Origin of the sequence: Streptomyces sp. URMC 123 (assembly GCF_051386515.1) — a bacterium.
GTDB lineage: Bacteria > Actinomycetota > Actinomycetes > Streptomycetales > Streptomycetaceae > Streptomyces.
Map to the genome: position 1 here is coordinate 1 of NZ_JBPQTV010000132.1, position 16,633 is coordinate 16,633.

Here is a 16,633-nt window from a genome sequence, read left to right on the forward strand (position 1 = left end):
CGGCCGGGAAAAGAGCCCGCGCCTTCGGCGCGGGAAAAAGGGGCTTCGGCCCGGAGGGGCGGGAAAGCTTGTCCCGGCCGAAGGCCGCAGGAAAACAGCCCCGCCCCGGAGGGGCGGGAGAACACCCCGGCCGGGGGCCGGGAGGCGCGGCGTCGGTCACGTCACGGACGACGCACAACGGGGACGTCGCACACCCCAACCGCATGGCGTGATCGCGCCGTTACGGAAAGATCCCAACCGCTTGTAGCCTGCAGCCGATCCACCAAACGATCACGACCTGGAGGTTATCGGTGAGTCACACCCGTACCGCGCTGGTCACCATCGCCGCCGCCGCACTCGCCGCCACCGCGCTGGCGACCGGTGCCGGCACCGCCACCGCGGCGCCGGCCTCGGAGACCGAGAAGTGCACGTCCGGCACGTTCTACTCCCAGGACCAGTACTCCAAGGTCAACGCGCGGTTCTGCGTCAAGACAATTCGCAATGGGAACGGCACGTATGACATTCAGCCGTACATCGTCGGCGACCCGTACTACTACAAGACCCTCGGCTGGTTCTCGGACGGCGGCAACGGCACAACGGCCAGCTCCTACCCGATCATGTATGTCGACAACATCACCGCCGTCAACAACGGGCGCCAGGTCTCCAGCGGCAGTTACACCGACAAGGCGGACGGCGGCGAGCTCTATCTGTCGGCGCCCCGGACTCGCGTCGCGTCCGGAACCTACAAGGTCACTTTCACCGGCGTGGTGAAGAACCGCGGCTACTGGGCGTCCGTCACCGGCGGCCAGCCCGAGTCGTACCTCGTCAAGATGGGCACCCACACCGTGGAGGGCACCATCCCGTAAGCCCCGCACCCCGCTGCCGCACACGAGGAGCCGCCCGGTGGGTCCGTGACGCGGTCCACCGGGCAGGCCCTGGAACACAGGCCCTCGAACGCAGGGCCTGAAACGCAGGGCCTAGAACGTGATCTGGTTGAGCGTCTGCGCTATCGAGTTGAGGAAGCGGTTGATCGCCGGCGCCATGCCCGTCGACGCGAGGAAGAACCCGAAGAGCACGGCCACGACCGCCGGTCCGGCCTTGAGAGAGCCTCCGCGGATGAGGACCACCATCACGATCGCCAACAGCAGCACCACGGACAGCGAAATGGCCACAGCTGATCACACCCTTGGTCGGAACGTCCCGCCGGCCCGGAAGCATGCAGCCCGGCACACCCCCGCGCCGTCCATCGTGCCACCAACGCCCGCCCCACAGGACCCGGGTGACGGGTCGTCGGCGCGGCGTTGACGCACTTCGTGCGTGTCCTGGAGGTTACGGGGCCCGATCGTTGCGACGATCACCCCGCCGCACGGCGAATGTTCGCCATTCCGAGCGAAACTCCGAACAGGGGACCAGCCCCCCGCAGCCCGCGCCGCGCGGCCGAACGCCCGCCGGGGCCCACGTGGACGGCCGCGGTCATGACATACGTAAAGTGTGCGCCATGTCCGAGGACCCGCCCCTGATCCGGAGCCTGCGTACGGCCGTGGCCGCGGCCCCCGCCGACGTGCCGCTGCGGCTGCACCTCGCGGAGCTGCTGCTGGACGCGGGCCTGCACGACGCGGCCGTCGCGGAGGCCGCCGTCGCCCTCCAGCACGCCCCCGGCGACCCGCACGCGCGGGCGCTGATGGCCCGCGCCATGGGCGCCCCCGCACCCGCGCCCGCGCCGCAGCCGGAATCGGAACCGGAGAAGCCGGAAGAGCCACAGACACCGGCAACCGCCCCGCACGCCGCATTCGACTGGCACGCCGCCCAGGAACAGGTCGCCGACGTCGTCCCCCCACGCTTCGTGGAGACCACAGCGGAGACCCCAGACGCCCCGGCGACCCCGGCCGCACCGCTGACCACCGACGGCAGCGGCGACCCCGGCGCCACGTCCCCCTGGGACGTGGCCGCCCCCGGCCCCGTGCGCCTCGCGGACGTCGGCGGCATGCGGGAGGTCAAGGAGCGCCTGGAGGCCGCGTTCCTCGCGCCGATGCGCAATCCGGAGCTGCGGAAGCTGTACGGGAAGAGCCTGCGCGGCGGGCTGCTGCTGTACGGCCCGCCCGGCTGCGGCAAGACGTTCATCGCCCGCGCCGTCGCGGGCGAGCTCGGCGCGAACTTCCTGTCCGTGTCGGTCAACGACGTGCTCGACATGTGGATCGGCAACTCCGAGCGCAACATGCACGAGGTGTTCGCGACGGCGCGGCGCCAGGCGCCGTGCGTGGTGTTCCTGGACGAGCTGGACGCGCTCGGCGGCAAGCGCAGCCGCACGCAGAACAGCGGGATGCGCAACACGGTCAACCAGTTGTTGACGGAGCTGGACGGCGTCGACGCCGCGGCCAACGAGGGCGTCTTCGTGCTGGCGGCCACCAACGTCCCGTGGGACGTGGACGTGGCCCTGCGCCGCCCCGGCCGGCTGGACCGCACGATCCTCGTGCTGCCGCCGGACGCCCCCGCGCGGGAGGCGATCCTCCGCTACCACCTGCGCGACCGCCCCATCGAGAACGTCGACCTGGGCAAGCTGGTGAAGGTCACCGAGGGCCTCTCGGGCGCGGACCTCGCGCACCTCTGCGAGGCGGCCGCCGAGACCGCGCTGCTCGACTCGGCCCGCACCGGCACGGTCCGCATGATCGGCATGCGGGACCTGCTGGGCGCGGCGAAGGCCGTGGTCCCCTCCACCGAGCCCTGGTTCGCCGCCGCCCGCAACGTGGCCATGTTCGCCAACGAGGGCGGGATGTACGACGATTTGCTGGCCTATCTGAAGAAGCGGCGCAAACTGTGACAGATCATCCGTTGGTCGTGCGGGCCGAGGCACTCGTGGACCTCGGGCGGTACGAGGACGCCAAGGGCACGCTCGCCACGCGTCTCCAGGAGGACCCCGAGGACGTCCGCGCGCTGCTGGAGCTCGCGCGCTGCCATCTGGCCGCCGGCGAGGGCGACCGGGCGGTCGAGGCGACCGACCGGGCCGTGGCGCTGGCCCCCGAGGACTACGCCACGCTGGAGATGCGGGCGCGCGCCCTGCGCAAGGTGGGCCGCATGGCGGAGACGGGCGCGGCGCTGCGGGAGGCGATCCGCCTCGATCCGCACCGCTGGCGGCCGTACGCGGCGCTGGCCGAGATCCAGCCGTGGCTGCCGGACGGCGACCGGCAACAGGGGGTGCGGTTCGGCCAGGAGGCGGTGCGGCTGGCGCCGGAGGAGCCGAGCGCGTACGAGTCGCTGTACAAGGCGGCGATGCTCGCGGCCGAGCACGACCTGGCGCGGCGGACGCTGGAGGCGCTGCGCCGCCTGGACCCGACGAACGCCCTGGCCGTGGTGCTGCAGACGGACGACGCGGCGAAGTCGCCGGGCGTGAAGGCGGCCGAGGCGGCCGACCTCTACGCGGACGCGCTCACCACCGTCCCGAACTCGCCGTGGCTGAAGGGCGCGCTCGACGACGTCACGTACCGGCTGCTGCGCGGCACCCGCTGGATCGCGCTGTTCTGCCTGCTGGCGGCGGGCGTGCTGATCGACATCTTCCCGCAGGAGGGGAAGGCGGTACGGGAGCTCCCGGCCCCGCTGGGCAACCGGCTGTGGGTGCTCGTGGTGATGTGCGCGTTCTGGGGCTTCGGCGCGTGGCGGCGCTACCGGAAGCTGCGCGCGGGCGCGCGGATGAACGTGCGGTCGCTGGTGCGGCGGCGCCGCTGGGCGCGGATCGTGCTGGCCCAGGCGTCGTGGGCCGTGCTCTGCGCGCTGTTGATCTCGCAGGTGCCGTGGACGGAGCGGACCGCGCCGCAGGTCCTGTTCTGGGCGGGCCTCGTCCCCACGCTGGCCACGATCTGGTTCGACAAGAAGAAGCGGAACTGAGGGCACGCGGCGCGGTGGTTGCGCGCGCGGATGCGATCACGCCGCGGCGGTCCTAGCGTCGGCGGTGTGCGCGCCGCGTCACCCGTTCGGGCGCGCGCGACCGCGCCCCCGCCGCGGCGGGGGCGGGCAATCCGCGACGAGGAGAGTGCCATGCCCGTTCGGACGCTTCAGGACAAGGTCGTCGTGGTCGGCGGCGCCTCCCGGAATCTGGGCGGCCTGCTCAGCCGGCGGCTCGGTGAGCACGGCGCGAAGGTCGCCGTGCACTACAACAGCGACTCCTCCCGCGAGGGCGCCGAGGAGACCGCCCGGGCGGTCGAGGCGGCGGGCGGGAAGGCGATCACCCACCAGGCCGACCTCACGAGGGTCGCCGGCGTGGAGGGCCTGTTCGACGCCGCGGTGCGGGCGTTCGGTCGGGTCGACGCGAGCGTGAACACCGCCGGCATGGTCATCAAGAAGCCGATGACGGAGACCTCCGAGGAGGAGTACGACCGGATGTTCGCGGTGAACGCGAAGGCCGCGTACTTCACGATGCGCGAGGCCGCCAAGCGCATCGAGCGCGACGGCGCGATCATCACGATCGTCACCTCGCTGCTGGCCGCCTACACCGGCCTGTACTCGGTCTACGCCGGCAGCAAGGCCCCGGTGGAGCACTTCACGCGGGCGCTGTCGAAGGAGCTCTTCGGCCGCAACATCAGCGTGAACAACATCGCGCCGGGCCCGATGGACACCTCGTTCTTCTACCCGGCCGAGGACGAGGGCTCCATCGCGTATCACAAGTCCTCGGCCATGAACGGCGACCTCACCAAGGTCGAGGACATCGTCCCCTACGTGCTGTTCCTGCTCACCGACGGCTGGTGGCTGAACGGTCAGACCCTGTTCATCAACGGCGGCTACACCACCCGGTGACCACGCGGACCGGACCCGATCGGATACCGATAACCTTCCGGTCATGTCTGATCACTATCCGCACAATGCGGGTCCTCCGCCGCCACCGGGCGGGTATCCGACGCCGCCCCCGCAGCAGGGCTACGGGCAGCCGCAGGCGTACGGGCAGCCGTACGCGCAGCCCTATGCCGGGCAGCCGCCGTACGCGCAGCCGCACGGCATGCCCGCGTACGGCTACCCCCCGTATCCCGGCGGCCACGACCCGTCCGGCATGCCGATGACCATGCCGGGTCCCGTGCGCACCGCGCAGGTGCTGGGCATCGTGATGGGCGCGCTGGTCCTCGTCGGGGTCCTGGCGAGCGGGGCCGTCTACGGGGCCGAGGCCGCCGGGTACGCGATCGGGGTGTCCCTTCCGGCGATCGGCGCGTTCATCTGTGCCCTGCAATTCAAGCGGGGCGGCAATGGCGCCAAGGTCACCGCGGTGGTCTTCGACTCGCTGATGATGTTCTTCGGGCTCGGCTCGTTCGCGCAGGGCAACCTTTCCGGCGGGCTGCACTTCGTATTCGGCCTTCTCGGCGTCATTTTGCTCTCCCAGCGCGTCTCGGGCGCCTGGTTCCGGCGGGACCGGGCGCTGCGCTGAATTTCCCCGCGTGCGCGGGGACGGCAACGCCGAAGGGCGGCGACACCTCACCGGTGTCGCCGCCCTTCGGCGTTGTGGAATCGGCCCGATCGAATCGATCAGTACGCCGAGTTCACGTTGTCCATCGAGCCGTACTTGTCGGCCGCGTAGTTGCAGGACGCCGTGATGTTGGCGACCGGGTCGTACGGGTCCCAGGACGTGCCGTCGACGTGGTACGCCTTGAACGTCGGGTCGATGATCTGGAGCAGACCCTTCGACGGGATGCCGGCGGCGGCGTTCGAGTCCCAGTCGTTGATCGCACGCGGGTTACCGGTCGACTCACGCATGATGTTGCGCTTGATGCCGTCGTAGCTGCCCGGGATGCCCTTGGCCTTCATGATGTCCAGGGCCTCCTTGATCCAGCCGTCCAGGTTGTCGGCGTACGCCTTCTTCGCCGGGGCCGGGGCGGCGGCGGGCTTCGGGGCCTCGGGGGCCTCCTGCACCGGCTCGCGCTCCTCGGAACGGCTCGCCGCGTCCTGCTCGGCACGCTGCTTCGCCTCGGCGTCGGCCTTCTTCTTGGCCTCGGCATCGGCCTTGCGCTTGGCCTCGGCGTCGGCCTTCTTCTTGGCCGACGCGTCGGTCTTCGCCTGCTCGGCGGCGTCGCCGGACCGCTGGGCCAGCTCGCTCTGCTGCTCGGCACCCACGGTGTGGGCGTCCCAGGCGACCGGCTGCACGGCGATGGACTGCGTCGTGTCGGCGGCGGCGGTGTTCGGGACGACCGCGAACGCCAGGGCGGCGGCACCGGCCGCGGCGATGCCGGCGGCGGAGAGCGTGTGGACCTTGGTCAGGCGGGTATAGCCGGAGACGGTGGAGCGCATAACTGTGCTGAACCTCTTCCAATCGCTTGAGTCGCAGTGGCCTTCATCGGCGCGTAGAAAAAGCGCCGCGTCTCGATCGACGGCGCCGTGCGACTCAGCAATTGTTAGCGGCGCTCAGAACCCCTGGCAATCATGTGACGTACTACGCTCTTTCGTGCTGTACGGGCCGCCGGGAGAAGCGGTTCCCCATTTTCAGCGGCCGGTTCGCGCGGGGCCATCACTAAAGTGACCCGTATGTGATCTGGGCCCTATGCCCGGCCTCACACGGGGGCGCCCCGCGGCTCGCTCATCGTGAGCGAGCGCCTCTCCTCCGTTCACGGATTTCCGGCCTTTTCGGCGGCCTCCGACCCCTGCCGCACCGCGTACTCGGCCCAGATCGTCTTGCCGTCCGCCGAGCGCAGGTCGATCCCCCATCTCGTCGCCAGCGCCTCCACGAGGAGCAGGCCCCTGCCGCTCTCCGCGTCCGGCGCCAGGCGCGCGGCCGGTACGGGGACCGGCGGGGCCGGGCAGGTGTCCGAGACCTCGACACGGAGCGTGGGCCCCGCCGGGTCCGCGGTCAGGACGAGCCGGAACTCGGCCTTGCCGCCGTGCGCGCCGTGCCGCACGGCGTTCGCGACCAGTTCTCCGGCGAGCAGCGTCACCGTGTGCCACGTCTCCGTGTCGCTCGGGAAGCCCCACTCCACGAGCCGCTGCCCGCACAGCCTCCGGGCGAGCCGCGCCGCGCGCGGCACGGACGGGAAGTTCATCGCGAAGCCGCGGCGTCCGACTACGCGTGTCTGCTGAGCGGGTGGTGCCTCGTAAAGGGGAGTTTCCGTCGTCATGGCCCCCACTCTCCGTAGCGGTCGCTAGCGTGACCAGTCCCGATGCGCATACGGGGGCGCGGCGTACGGGGGCACCCACCTGTCTGTACGACTGCGGAGGTCACTCCCATGGGCAAGCCCACCTCTACTTGGCCCAGCGAACCGGTGTCGGTCGCGCTCCAGCTCTTCGGTGCCCAGTTGTCGGCGCTGCGCGGCAGCCGCGGACTGACTCAGGCCGAGCTGGCCGCCAGGGTCAGCTACTCGGAGGCCACCGTTGCCTCGATCGAACAGGGCCGCCGCGTCCCGCAGCCGGAGTTCATCGAGCGCGTGGATGACGTCCTGGACGCTGGCGGGGCGCTCAAGGCGAGTGCGCCCTTCGTGGCGGACGCCCGTCTGCCCCTCAACTTTCCGGACTTCGCCGACATGGAAGCCGAGGCGGTGTGCCTGTCCAACTATGAGAACCGGTTGGTCCCCGGGCTGCTCCAGACCGAGGACTATGCCCGCGCTCTCATCAGCGGGCACATCCCACCCCTCGACGACGAGACCATCGACCTTCGGGTTTCGTTCAGGATGAAGAGACAGGAACGACTCGCCCGGAAAGCATCCACGATCATCAGCTATGTGATCGAGGAGGCCGTACTGCGTCGGCCTGTCGGTGGCACAGCGGTCATGAAGGCACAGCTACTGCGGTTGCTCACCGAAGCCCGTCGACGGAATACGACGCTCCAGGTCATGCCGACCAGCACATGGGCGCACGGAGGAATGAGCGGGCCCATCGCGTTGCTCGAAACCTCGCAGAGGCGCACGATTGCCTACACGGAGTCACAGGGTGTCACCAGGGTGATGACCGACCGAGACGAAGCAGCGGTGTTGTCCCACAAATACGGACTCATCAGGGCGCAAGCCCTGAGCGTCGAGAAATCTGCACGCCTGATCGAGGGATTGGTGGGTGAGATGTGATGCCGGATCACATATGGTTCAAGAGCAGTTATAGCGACGACCACAACCCCAATTGCGTGGAAGTCGCGACAACACCCCGCCTCATCCACGTCAGAGACAGCAAAGACCCGTATGGGCCCACTCTCGCCTTCCCAGCCGCAGAGTGGGCCCATTTCGTCACCTTCGCCAAGGAAGTCACCTCGACGGCAGCGACGGTCTCACCTCGCTGATGCTGCCCGCAGGGCGACCCGCGCGGGAAGCGTCGTCGCCAGTACTCCGAGGACGAGTACGGCTCCCGCCATGGCCCCGTACACCAGCGGCGGCACGTAGGGGTTCTCGCCCGTGATGCCGCGTGCCATGGGGACCAGCGTGGTCATGGCGATGCCCGTGCCCAGCGCGATGCCCGCGACGGCGACGAGCAGCGCCTCCCAGCGGACCATCCGCAGGACCTGGCGCCGCGTCGTGCCGACGAGGCGCAGCGTGCCGAGTTCTCGGCGGCGGTCGAGGATCGTCATCACGAGCGTGTTGACCGCGGCGACGGCCGCGAAGCCGCCGAGGACGGCCGCCATGGTCGTGTTGGCCCACTTGTTGAGCTCGCGATCGAGCGCCTGGGCCGTGGCGTGGCCCTCGGGGTCGGTGACGGCGAGCTGCCCGGGGCCGAGGGCGCCGAGCCGGGTGGTCACGGCCCCCGGGTCGGCGCCCTCGCCGAACGCCACGAGGAGTTCGCTGTCGAAGGGCGAACGCGTGTGGCCCGCCAGCGCCGTACGGGGCAGGGTGATCTCCGCGAGGCCGAGCCCCCGCGCGTAGGTGGCGACGACCTTCGGGTTCACCTTCGTGCCGTCGGGCAGGCGGAGTTCGATCCGGCCGCCGACCGGGGCGTGCGCCGAGTCGGCGAGGGTCGCGGCCACCGCGACCGTGTCGGGGCCGAGCGCGGCCAGGGAGCCCGCGCGTACGTCCAGGTCCTGCACGGCCGCGATCGACCGGCCGTCGCCGGAGAGCGCCTGCGCGGAGTACGACTGGAGCACGCGGCTCCCGCCCGAGCCGACCTGGGCCAGGACCTGCGCCTTGTGGACGCCGACCGCGGCCCGTACGCCGGGCACGGCCGCTGCCCGCTCCGCCGCGTCGGCGGGCAGGCCCGCCGGGGCGGTCACCACGCGGTCGGCGACGAGGCCCGCCCGCTGCTGCCGCTCCGTGGCCCGGTCCTGGCTGGTGTGCAGGAAGACCAGCGTGGAGGCGAACGCCATCGCGAGCACGATCGGGGTGATCGCGGAGGCCAGCCGGCGGCTGTTGGCGCGGGAGTTGGCCGCGGCCAGGTCGCCGGGCGCGCCGGCCGCGCGCAGGGGCAGGCCGATGAGCTGGGCGCAGGCGCGGGCGACGAGCGGGCCGAGCAGGGCGACCGCGAGCATGAAGAGCATGACGACGCCGAGGGCCGCGTTGGCCGCGTCCTCGCCGGACTCCTGGGTGGCGAACGCGGCCAGGACCACTCCCCCGGCGACGGCGACGAGGCCCAGCGGCGTACGGACCGGGCCGATCCGCAGGCGCGGCACGTTCGCCTCGCCCAGCGCCTCGCCGGGCCGGATGCGGGAGGGGCGGCGGGCGGCGAGCCGGCCCGCGAGGAGCGCGGTGAGCAGGACGGCGCCCGCCGCGGCGCCGAGGCTGATCGGGGAGACGGCCAGGTCGACGGCGTGCGGCACGGCGCCCTTGTCCTTGAGCTCGCCGAGCCACCAGGCGGCCAGGCCGATGCCGGGCAGGACGCCGACGGCCGCCGCGAGCGGCGCCACGAGCAGGGCCTCGGTGGCGATGGAGCGGCGGATCTGGCGCGGGGTGGCGCCGATCGCGCGCAGCAGGGCGAACTCGCGGGCGCGCTGCCCGACGGAGAGCGCGACGGTGCCGGCGGCGGTGAACACGGCCACCATCGCGGCGACGCCGCCGAAGGAACCGCCGAGCGCGGTGAGCATCGACTGCGCCTCGGCGAGGGCCGGGGACTCGACCATGGACCGGTCGTCACCGGTGTGGACGACGGCGCCGGTGCCGTCGAGGGCCTTCCGTACGGCGGTGGCGAGCGCCGGGGTGCCGGTGCCGGGGGTGGGCAGGACGGCGACGGCGTCGACGCGGCCGGGGTGGCCGGCGAGCGCGGGGGCGGCGGAGTCGGCGAACCAGACGGTGGCCGATTCTTGTCCGGTGCCGGCCTGCTGGTCGGGGGCCGCCGTGACGCCCGCGACGCGGAAGGGGCGGGTGCCCTCGGCGGTGGTCAGGTTCACCCGGTCGCCGGGGGCGCGGGAGAGCGTTCGCGCGGTGGCCGCGTCGAGCACCACCTCGCCGTCGCGCGGGGCCGCGCCCGCGGCGAGGTGCCGGTCGGTGAAGGCGGCCGAGCCCCAGCCGTGCGCGGTGAGCGCCTCGCCGCGGGGGCCCTGCGCCGGGAAGGTCACGTCGGGGACGGCCGCGGCCACGCCCGGCGCGGCGGCGGCCTTCCGCACGAGGGCGGCGTCCAGGCGGGCGGTCTCCGTGACCCTGGCCCCCGCGTCGACGCGCTCGCCGTCGGTCTCGACGATCAACCGGGCCTTCTGGTCGGCCGCGACGACGACCGGGGCCCGCTCGTAACGGCTCGGCGGCACGCTGGCGCGCAGCCCGGTCTCCAGCAGGATGCCGCACGCGGCCACGATCAGCGCGGTCATCATCAGGGCGACGAACGTGCCCGCGAACGAGGCGGGCTTGAAGCGGATCGCGGCGCGCGCGAGTCCGTTGGGCGGCAGGCTCATCGTCAGGCCGCCGCCCCGGAGAACGCCGCGGCGGCCGTCGTACGGGCCGCGGTCAGGGCCGCCATACGGTCGGCGATGCGCTGCGCGGAGGCGCCGGTGAGGCCGTCGACGAGGGCGCCGTCGGCGAGGAACAGCACCTGGTCGGCGTGGGACGCGGCGACGGGGTCGTGGGTCACCATGACGACGGTCGCGCCGTGCAGGTCGACGGCGGCGCGCAGCAGGGCGAGCACCTCGGCGGCCGTACGGGCGTCCAGCGCGCCGGTCGGCTCGTCGGCGAAGACGACGTCGGGGCGGGTGACGAGGGCGCGGGCGATCGCCACGCGCTGCTGCTGGCCGCCGGAGAGCTCGCCGGGGCGGCGGCGCGCGTGCTCGGGGCCGAGGCCGACCTGCGCCAGCACCTCGGCCGCGCGGCGGCGGTCGGGCCGCTGCCCGGCCAGCCGCAGCGGCAGCACGATGTTCTGCTCGACGGTCAGCGACGGCAGCAGGTTGAACGCCTGGAAGACGAAGCCGAGTCGGGTGCGGCGCAGGGCGGTGAGCTTGTTCTCGCTCAGGCCGGTGAGTTCGGTGCCGGCGAGGCGGACCGAGCCGGCGGTGGGGCGGTCCAGGCCCGCCGCGCACTGGAGGAAAGTCGACTTCCCGGAGCCGGAGGGGCCCATGACGGCCGTGAACGACCGGGTGGGCAGCGACACATCGATGCCGCGCAGGGCGTGGACGGCGCCGGAGCGGCGGCCGTAGGCGCGCCGCACGCCGCGCAGCTCGACGGCCGCGACCGGCTGCGCCGGGGCGCCGCCCGGTCCGCCGGGCCCGCCCGGTTCGGGGGACCCGGCGGGTCCGTACGCGGGTGGCCGGTGGCGGTTGCGCAGCCGCATGGAGTTTCCGCCCTTTCGGGTGTCGAGGAGATGACGCGTTGACCTCATCGACCGTAGGGATTCTCCGGGGTCGCGAACCATGGCGGTCGCCGCCCGATCGGGGGTGGGGACAACCCCACCGGGCGCGCGGGGCGGGCCCCCGGGGCGGGTGCGGCGGGTGGTGCGGCGGTTGCGGCCACCGCTGTCCTGGGGCGCGCCGCCTGCGGACCGGGATGCCCCGCCGCGCGGCAAGCGCCTAGCTCGGCGATTCGGGGTCCCGCTCCAGGACCTTCACGTACGGGTTGCTCTCCATGAGGGTCACGGCCTCGGAGGTCAGATAGCCGGCGAAGCCCCTGAAGCCCGGCATGCGGTACTCGTGCCGAATGACGCCACCATGGGCGATGACGTCCTGCCGGGCCTTGTCGATCTCGCTTTCCGGCGTCGCGTCCGTGAACAAGACGACATAGTTGCCCGGCTCGCCGACCTGGGCAGCGCCGAGGGCCCTCGACTGGCCGACCGCCGCCGGAGTGGCGGCAGCGGAGGCGACAGCGCCGACGGCCGTACCACCGACAGCGAGAAGCGCGGCACCGATGACGAACACCGCGTGACGGACCATGCACCTCATTGCAGTTCCTCCGGATCGGCGGGGACGTGAAGGTGTTTGACGAGCGATGGAGCGAGAACCGGACAGCGGGGCGGGCGGCCGGGCAGGGTGGTCCGGAGAGGCGCGGCAGCGGCTCGGCAGGCGGTGCGGGGGTGTCGCCGACGGGCGAGGCGGGCGGGCGCTTCCCCGCGACGTTCGTCGACCTCGCGCCGCGGCTGTGGGGAGGCTCCGTCGCGCCCCCTGAAGACCTGGGGGCGGGACGCCCCCAGGCTGTGGCTCGGGCGGTGGTCAGCGGAAGGTGTGGGCGACGCCGGAGCCGATGCCCGCGGCCGTACGGGCCACGCCCTGGCCCACGCGCTGGCCCGGTCCTCCGCCCAGCATGCTGGTCACCCAGCTCACCCCTTCGCCGGCACCGCTGGCGGACTGGCCGATGATGTCGCCGATCCCGCCCTGTGCGGGTGCCGCGTGTGCGGGGGGCGCCAAAGCGGTTGCCGCTCCGCAGAGCAGGGCGACCGTGGCGGCTATGTGTGCCAGTCGTTTCATGCGAACTCCCTCGAAAGCGTTGGGCGCTTGGGATGGGGCGCCCCCAGGCTGTGGTTGACGCGGGGATCAGCCGAGGGCGCGGCTGAGGGCCACGGCTGGGCCCGGTCCTCCGCCCACGATGCCCCCCACCAGGTGAATGGGATCGCCGAGCTGCGCGGGGGCCGCGTGCGCGGGGGGCGCCAGAGCCGTCACCGCCCCGCAGAGCAGCGCGACCGTGGCGGTTATACGTGCGAGTCGTTTCATGCGAACCTCCCTGGAAGACGTTCCGGTGTGGGCCGGGGACGGCCCCGGCTGTCGTTCACGCTGGTGGCGGGCGGCGCGGGCGATGCGCGAGGCCGTAGCGGCTACAGCAGGGGCTGTCCTGCCCTCTGGAAAAGCTCACTTACGACACTCATGGGATCGCCGAGCTGCGCGGGGGCCGCGTGCGCGGGGGGCGCCAGAGCCGTCACCGCTCCGGAGAGCAGGACGACCGTGGCGATCATGCGTGCGAGTCGTTTCATGCGAACCTCCTCAAAGACGCTGAGCGTGGGGCGAGGGCACGCCCCACGCTGTCGTTCACGCACAGGTCACAGACGGCTGGCGGCCTGGATGCCATGGGTGACGAAATCGCCGGCGGCAACGCCGATCGCCCCGGCCGCTCCTGAGCCCGTTTGCTGGACCGCGCTGGCCACCCCTGCGGTGGCACCCTCGACGACGTTGCCGGGGGCCGCCTGCGCGGGGGCCGCCAGGCCCACCGCCGCCCCGCAGAGCAGCGCGGCCGTGGCGATGATCTGACCGAGTCGTTTCATGTGAACTCCCGGGGGATCAGCCGAGGAAGAGGCTGTTGTCCGCGATCGCTTGGGAGACGATCTGGTCCGCCGTCGAGGTGGCGCCGTCGAAGGCGTTGCCGCCGGCCGCCGGTGCGGCCTGCGCGGGGGCCGCCACAGCCACCGCCGCTCCGCAGAGCAGGGCGACCGTGGCGATGACCCCACCGAGTCGTTTCATGTGAACTCCCTGGAAGACGTTGAGATGTGGGGCGCGGACGCGCCCACGCCGGTGTTCACGCGGGTCACAGGCGGCGGGCGGTCTCGGCCGCCCCCTGGGTGACGCTCTCCGTGCCCTGGGCCGCCCCCTCGCCGACGGCGCCGACGCCCTGGCTCGCTCCTTCGCCCGTGGAGCCGACCGCGTCCGCCGTCCCCGAGGTGGCACCGTCGATGCCGGACGCCTGCGCCGGCGTCGCCAGGCCCACCGCCGCCCCGCAGAGCAGGGCCGCCGTGGCCATGATCTGACCGAGTCGTTTCATGGGAGTTCCTCCCGAGAAGAAGTTGAAGTGTTCATTCCGACTCCTTCCCGGGGCCCGTGACCCCACCGCGGCGGGTGGAAGCACGGCAGGGGCGTGCTCACGTCAGGGGAGGCAACCCCGGGCATACAAACCCCGGCACACGGGGACGGCGCCCGCCCGATCACGTACGGCGGGAACCCCTCACGTACGGCGGAAACCGATCACGTACGGCAGAGCAGGAGCAGCGCGCGGTCGTCCTTGACGTCCTTCGCGACCGCCTCGATCAAATGCCACGCCGCCCCGTGGAACCCGCACGACACATAGCGGTCGGCCTCGCCCGTCAGCCGGTCGATGCCCTCCGTCAGGTCCCGCTCCGCCGTCTCCACCAGCCCGTCCGTGAAGAGCATCAGCACGTCGCCGGGGCGCAGCGTGCCCTTGATCGGGTCGAAGGAGGCGCCGTCGTAGACGCCCAGCAGCGGGCCCTCCGCGGCCTTCTCCTCCCAGCGGCCGGAGCCCGCGCTGAGCTGGAGCGCGGGCAGATGGCCGGCCGAGAACAGCTCGTAGTCCCCGCTCTCCAGGTCCAGCACCAGGTGGATCGACGTGGCGAAGCCCTCCTGCCAGTCCTGGCGGAGGAGATAGCCGTTCGCCGCCGGCAGGAACTGGTGCGGCGGCAGCGAGCCGAGCAGGCCGCCGAACGCGCCGGACAGCAGCAGGGCGCGCGAGGCCGCGTCCATGCCCTTGCCGGAGACGTCCGTGAGGACGACCTCCAGCGTGCGACCGCCGTTCGTGCGGGCCGCGACCACGAAGTCGCCGGAGAAGGACTGGCCGCCGGCCGGGCGCAGCGCCATCTCGCGGTGCCAGCCCTTGGGCAGCGAGGGCAGCTTGCTCTGCACCCGGATGCGCTCGCGCAGATCGAAGAGCATCGTGCCGCCGCGCCGCCACGGCACCCCGACCCGGCTGCGGAACTGCGCTATCAGCAGCCCGAGGAAGGCGACGGCCCCGACGACGAGGACGGTGCCCGGGGCGACCCGCACCGGCCCCTCGGTGTAGGGGCCCATCATGGCCGCTTCGAGGATGAGGGCCGCCGCGGCGCCCGCGTAGAGCACCAGCAGGCTGGCCGGGCGGAGCAGCAGCCCGCCCGCGACGATGGGCAGCACGAGAGCGGCCGGCGGGCACCAGACGGGCACGGCGATGGTGGCGCAGGCGATCGCCGGCACGGTGAGCAGCAGCCCGACCAGGGCGATCCAGTCGGAGCCGTCGCCCCGGAAGTAGTCGACGCCCGCTTTGCGCACGCTGACCCGGGCCCGGTGCAGCCGCTTGCGCATCCGGGCCGAGAGACCGTCCACTCTCACGCCACGTGCCATTGCATCGGGACCCTATCCACCCATTCGGCGGTGCGTCGATTCGCGGCACGCCGGGTGGGACAAACCGCAAGAAATGCTGTTCGAAATACGGTCGCATGAGCGGGAAGTCCCTGATAGGGATGGGGGATGACGAGAGAGTTACGCGTGCTGCGCGCCGAGGACTGGGATCACTGGTACGGGGTGCTGGAAACCGCGTTCGGCGGGGCCGAGGAATCACCCGAACAGCGCGCGATGTGGCGCGATCTGACCGAGCTCGACCGCTCGCTCGGGGTGTGGGAGGACGGCCGGTGCGTGGGCACGGCCGGGGCCTTCTCGTTCCGGCTGACGGTGCCCGGCGGGACGCCCGTCGCGGCGGCCGGCGTGACCATGGTCGGCGTGCTGCCGACGCACCGGCGGCGCGGGGTGCTCACCTCGATGATGCGGCGCCAGCTCGACGACGTACGGGAGCGGGGCGAGCCGCTGGCCGTGCTGACCGCCTCGGAGCCGGCGATCTACGGCCGGTTCGGCTACGGCCAGGCCACCACACAGGCGCACCTGGAGATCGACACCGCGCGGGCGCGGCCGGCGGACGCGGCGCTGCCCGAGGGCACGGACGCGGTCCGGCTGCGGCTCGCCGACCCGGCGGACGCGGCGGCGCGGGCGGCGTGCGAGGAGGTGTACGCGCGGCTGGTGCCCACCCGGCCGGGGATGCTCGCCCGGCTGCCGGGCTGGGAGCGGCTGCCGTTCCTGGACCCGGAGGCGTGGCGCGAGGGCGGCTCGCCGCTCCAGCTCCTGCTGGCCGAGGGGCCGGACGGGCAGGTCACCGGCTACGCCCGCTACCACGTCGTACCGGGCTGGGAGCCGGCCGGCCCGACCGGACGGGTCGCGCTGCGCGACCTCGACGCGCTGGACCCGGCCTCGTACGCGGCGCTCTGGCGGCAGCTGCTCGACCTGGACCTGGTGACGACGCTCAAGGCGCGCAACCGGCCGGCCGACGACCCGCTGCTGCACCTGGTGCCGGACATCCGGCGCTGCAATGTGCGCCACCGCGACTCGCTGCACGTGCGGCCGGTGGACGTGGGCGCGGCGCTCGCGGCCCGGACGTACGCGGCGCCGGTGGACGTGGTGTTCGAGGTGACGGACGCGTTCTGCCCGTGGAACGAGGGGCGGTGGCGGCTCTCGGGGGACGCGAAGGGGGCGTCCTGCGAGCGCACGAGCGACGCCGCGGACCTGGCGCTGTCGGTGCGGGAGCTGGGCTCGGCGTACCTGGGCGGCGTGGGGTTCGCGGGGCTGGCG

The 16,633-nt window shown here is 72.7% G+C and carries 21 protein-coding genes; 8 read left to right on the forward strand and 13 right to left on the reverse strand.

Going from position 1 to position 16,633, the window contains the following annotated elements; all coding sequences use genetic code 11:
* Window positions 1-290: 290 nt before the first annotated feature.
* Window positions 291-845 (forward strand): hypothetical protein, encoded by a 555-nt coding sequence (locus tag ACSNOD_RS17000; RefSeq protein ID WP_436767790.1) that lies wholly within the window; start codon window positions 291-293, stop codon window positions 843-845.
* Between the two features lie 111 nt (window positions 846-956).
* Here ACSNOD_RS17000 and ACSNOD_RS17005 read toward each other — a convergent pair whose 3' ends face one another.
* Window positions 957-1,151: a hypothetical protein gene (locus ACSNOD_RS17005; RefSeq protein ID WP_436767791.1), complete on the reverse strand. Its 195-nt coding sequence runs from the start codon at window positions 1,149-1,151 to the stop codon at window positions 957-959.
* 326 nt (window positions 1,152-1,477) lie between these two features.
* Between ACSNOD_RS17005 and ACSNOD_RS17010 the strand changes: the two genes are divergently transcribed.
* The 4 genes from ACSNOD_RS17010 (at window position 1,478) to ACSNOD_RS17025 (ending at window position 5,383) form a co-directional block, all read left to right on the forward strand.
* A complete protein-coding gene (locus ACSNOD_RS17010; RefSeq protein WP_436767792.1) occupies window positions 1,478-2,797 on the forward strand; it encodes an ATP-binding protein in 1,320 nt (439 codons plus the stop codon).
* Window positions 2,794-3,858: a tetratricopeptide repeat protein gene (locus ACSNOD_RS17015; protein ID WP_436767793.1), complete on the forward strand. Its 1,065-nt coding sequence runs from the start codon at window positions 2,794-2,796 to the stop codon at window positions 3,856-3,858. Before ACSNOD_RS17010 ends, ACSNOD_RS17015 begins: the two co-directional genes overlap by 4 nt.
* Before the next feature lie 150 nt (window positions 3,859-4,008).
* A complete protein-coding gene (locus ACSNOD_RS17020) occupies window positions 4,009-4,764 on the forward strand; it encodes an SDR family oxidoreductase (protein WP_436767794.1) in 756 nt (251 codons plus the stop codon).
* 43 nt (window positions 4,765-4,807) lie between these two features.
* Window positions 4,808-5,383, forward strand: coding sequence for a hypothetical protein (locus ACSNOD_RS17025; RefSeq protein WP_436767795.1), 576 nt, complete (start codon window positions 4,808-4,810; stop codon window positions 5,381-5,383).
* A 98-nt stretch (window positions 5,384-5,481) separates the two neighbouring features.
* On the opposite strand, the gene ACSNOD_RS17030 is transcribed toward ACSNOD_RS17025, so the two are convergent.
* Complete coding sequence (locus ACSNOD_RS17030; protein WP_436767796.1) at window positions 5,482-6,240, reverse strand: transglycosylase SLT domain-containing protein; 759 nt, start codon at window positions 6,238-6,240, stop codon at window positions 5,482-5,484.
* Between the two features lie 314 nt (window positions 6,241-6,554).
* On the reverse strand, window positions 6,555-7,061 hold the full coding sequence (locus tag ACSNOD_RS17035; protein ID WP_436767797.1) for an ATP-binding protein: 507 nt from the start codon (window positions 7,059-7,061) through the stop codon (window positions 6,555-6,557).
* Between the two features lie 108 nt (window positions 7,062-7,169).
* Here ACSNOD_RS17035 and ACSNOD_RS17040 point away from each other — a divergent pair, with 108 nt between their 5' ends.
* Window positions 7,170-8,000 carry a helix-turn-helix domain-containing protein gene (locus ACSNOD_RS17040; RefSeq protein WP_436767798.1) on the forward strand — a complete coding sequence of 277 codons (831 nt, stop codon included), beginning with the start codon at window positions 7,170-7,172 and terminating at the stop codon, window positions 7,998-8,000.
* Window positions 8,000-8,209: a DUF397 domain-containing protein gene (locus tag ACSNOD_RS17045; RefSeq protein WP_436767799.1), complete on the forward strand. Its 210-nt coding sequence runs from the start codon at window positions 8,000-8,002 to the stop codon at window positions 8,207-8,209. Before ACSNOD_RS17040 ends, ACSNOD_RS17045 begins: the two co-directional genes overlap by 1 nt.
* Here the strand turns inward: ACSNOD_RS17045 and ACSNOD_RS17050 are convergent.
* The 10 genes from ACSNOD_RS17050 to ACSNOD_RS17095 all read right to left on the reverse strand — a co-directional run bounded on the left by ACSNOD_RS17050 (window position 8,198) and on the right by ACSNOD_RS17095 (window position 15,358).
* Window positions 8,198-10,738 (reverse strand): FtsX-like permease family protein, encoded by a 2,541-nt coding sequence (locus tag ACSNOD_RS17050; RefSeq protein WP_436767800.1) that lies wholly within the window; start codon window positions 10,736-10,738, stop codon window positions 8,198-8,200. The genes ACSNOD_RS17045 and ACSNOD_RS17050 overlap by 12 nt on opposite strands.
* A gap of 2 nt (window positions 10,739-10,740) precedes the next feature.
* Window positions 10,741-11,607 (reverse strand): ABC transporter ATP-binding protein, encoded by an 867-nt coding sequence (locus ACSNOD_RS17055; RefSeq protein ID WP_436767801.1) that lies wholly within the window; start codon window positions 11,605-11,607, stop codon window positions 10,741-10,743.
* Between the two features lie 235 nt (window positions 11,608-11,842).
* A complete protein-coding gene (locus tag ACSNOD_RS17060; RefSeq protein ID WP_436767802.1) occupies window positions 11,843-12,202 on the reverse strand; it encodes a hypothetical protein in 360 nt (119 codons plus the stop codon).
* Window positions 12,203-12,478: 276 nt separating this feature from the next.
* Window positions 12,479-12,733: a hypothetical protein gene (locus ACSNOD_RS17065; RefSeq protein WP_436767803.1), complete on the reverse strand. Its 255-nt coding sequence runs from the start codon at window positions 12,731-12,733 to the stop codon at window positions 12,479-12,481.
* A gap of 66 nt (window positions 12,734-12,799) precedes the next feature.
* A complete protein-coding gene (locus ACSNOD_RS17070; RefSeq protein ID WP_436767804.1) occupies window positions 12,800-12,976 on the reverse strand; it encodes a hypothetical protein in 177 nt (58 codons plus the stop codon).
* 101 nt (window positions 12,977-13,077) lie between these two features.
* The gene (locus ACSNOD_RS17075) at window positions 13,078-13,233 is read right to left on the reverse strand and encodes a hypothetical protein (RefSeq protein WP_436767805.1); all 156 of its coding nucleotides are present in this window, start codon (window positions 13,231-13,233) and stop codon (window positions 13,078-13,080) included.
* A gap of 66 nt (window positions 13,234-13,299) precedes the next feature.
* Window positions 13,300-13,521 carry a hypothetical protein gene (locus ACSNOD_RS17080; protein ID WP_436767806.1) on the reverse strand — a complete coding sequence of 74 codons (222 nt, stop codon included), beginning with the start codon at window positions 13,519-13,521 and terminating at the stop codon, window positions 13,300-13,302.
* 16 nt (window positions 13,522-13,537) lie between these two features.
* On the reverse strand, window positions 13,538-13,717 hold the full coding sequence (locus ACSNOD_RS17085) for a hypothetical protein (protein ID WP_436767807.1): 180 nt from the start codon (window positions 13,715-13,717) through the stop codon (window positions 13,538-13,540).
* Window positions 13,718-13,781: 64 nt separating this feature from the next.
* Window positions 13,782-14,015, reverse strand: coding sequence for a hypothetical protein (locus tag ACSNOD_RS17090; RefSeq protein WP_436767808.1), 234 nt, complete (start codon window positions 14,013-14,015; stop codon window positions 13,782-13,784).
* A gap of 200 nt (window positions 14,016-14,215) precedes the next feature.
* A complete protein-coding gene (locus tag ACSNOD_RS17095; RefSeq protein ID WP_436767809.1) occupies window positions 14,216-15,358 on the reverse strand; it encodes a PP2C family protein-serine/threonine phosphatase in 1,143 nt (380 codons plus the stop codon).
* A gap of 126 nt (window positions 15,359-15,484) precedes the next feature.
* Between ACSNOD_RS17095 and ACSNOD_RS17100 the strand changes: the two genes are divergently transcribed.
* On the forward strand, window positions 15,485-16,633 hold a 1,149-nt coding region (locus ACSNOD_RS17100), incomplete at its 3' end, for a GNAT family N-acetyltransferase (protein WP_436767810.1).

Excerpts from the sequence above, each read along its gene's own strand:
- ACSNOD_RS17010 (WP_436767792.1), top strand. The coding sequence starts at position 1,478 with ATGTCCGAGGACCCGCCCCTGATCCGGAGCCTGCGTACGGCCGTGGCC.
- ACSNOD_RS17020 (WP_436767794.1), top strand. The coding sequence starts at position 4,009 with ATGCCCGTTCGGACGCTTCAGGACAAGGTCGTCGTGGTCGGCGGCGCC.
- ACSNOD_RS17025 (WP_436767795.1), top strand. The coding sequence starts at position 4,808 with ATGTCTGATCACTATCCGCACAATGCGGGTCCTCCGCCGCCACCGGGC.
- ACSNOD_RS17030 (WP_436767796.1), bottom strand. The coding sequence starts at position 6,240 with ATGCGCTCCACCGTCTCCGGCTATACCCGCCTGACCAAGGTCCACACG.
- ACSNOD_RS17035 (WP_436767797.1), bottom strand. The coding sequence starts at position 7,061 with ATGACGACGGAAACTCCCCTTTACGAGGCACCACCCGCTCAGCAGACA.
- ACSNOD_RS17040 (WP_436767798.1), top strand. The coding sequence starts at position 7,170 with ATGGGCAAGCCCACCTCTACTTGGCCCAGCGAACCGGTGTCGGTCGCG.
- ACSNOD_RS17045 (WP_436767799.1), top strand. The coding sequence starts at position 8,000 with ATGCCGGATCACATATGGTTCAAGAGCAGTTATAGCGACGACCACAAC.
- ACSNOD_RS17050 (WP_436767800.1), bottom strand. The coding sequence starts at position 10,738 with ATGAGCCTGCCGCCCAACGGACTCGCGCGCGCCGCGATCCGCTTCAAG.
- ACSNOD_RS17055 (WP_436767801.1), bottom strand. The coding sequence starts at position 11,607 with ATGCGGCTGCGCAACCGCCACCGGCCACCCGCGTACGGACCCGCCGGG.
- ACSNOD_RS17060 (WP_436767802.1), bottom strand. The coding sequence starts at position 12,202 with ATGGTCCGTCACGCGGTGTTCGTCATCGGTGCCGCGCTTCTCGCTGTC.
- ACSNOD_RS17065 (WP_436767803.1), bottom strand. The coding sequence starts at position 12,733 with ATGAAACGACTGGCACACATAGCCGCCACGGTCGCCCTGCTCTGCGGA.
- ACSNOD_RS17070 (WP_436767804.1), bottom strand. The coding sequence starts at position 12,976 with ATGAAACGACTCGCACGTATAACCGCCACGGTCGCGCTGCTCTGCGGG.
- ACSNOD_RS17075 (WP_436767805.1), bottom strand. The coding sequence starts at position 13,233 with ATGAAACGACTCGCACGCATGATCGCCACGGTCGTCCTGCTCTCCGGA.
- ACSNOD_RS17080 (WP_436767806.1), bottom strand. The coding sequence starts at position 13,521 with ATGAAACGACTCGGTCAGATCATCGCCACGGCCGCGCTGCTCTGCGGG.
- ACSNOD_RS17085 (WP_436767807.1), bottom strand. The coding sequence starts at position 13,717 with ATGAAACGACTCGGTGGGGTCATCGCCACGGTCGCCCTGCTCTGCGGA.
- ACSNOD_RS17090 (WP_436767808.1), bottom strand. The coding sequence starts at position 14,015 with ATGAAACGACTCGGTCAGATCATGGCCACGGCGGCCCTGCTCTGCGGG.
- ACSNOD_RS17095 (WP_436767809.1), bottom strand. The coding sequence starts at position 15,358 with ATGGCACGTGGCGTGAGAGTGGACGGTCTCTCGGCCCGGATGCGCAAG.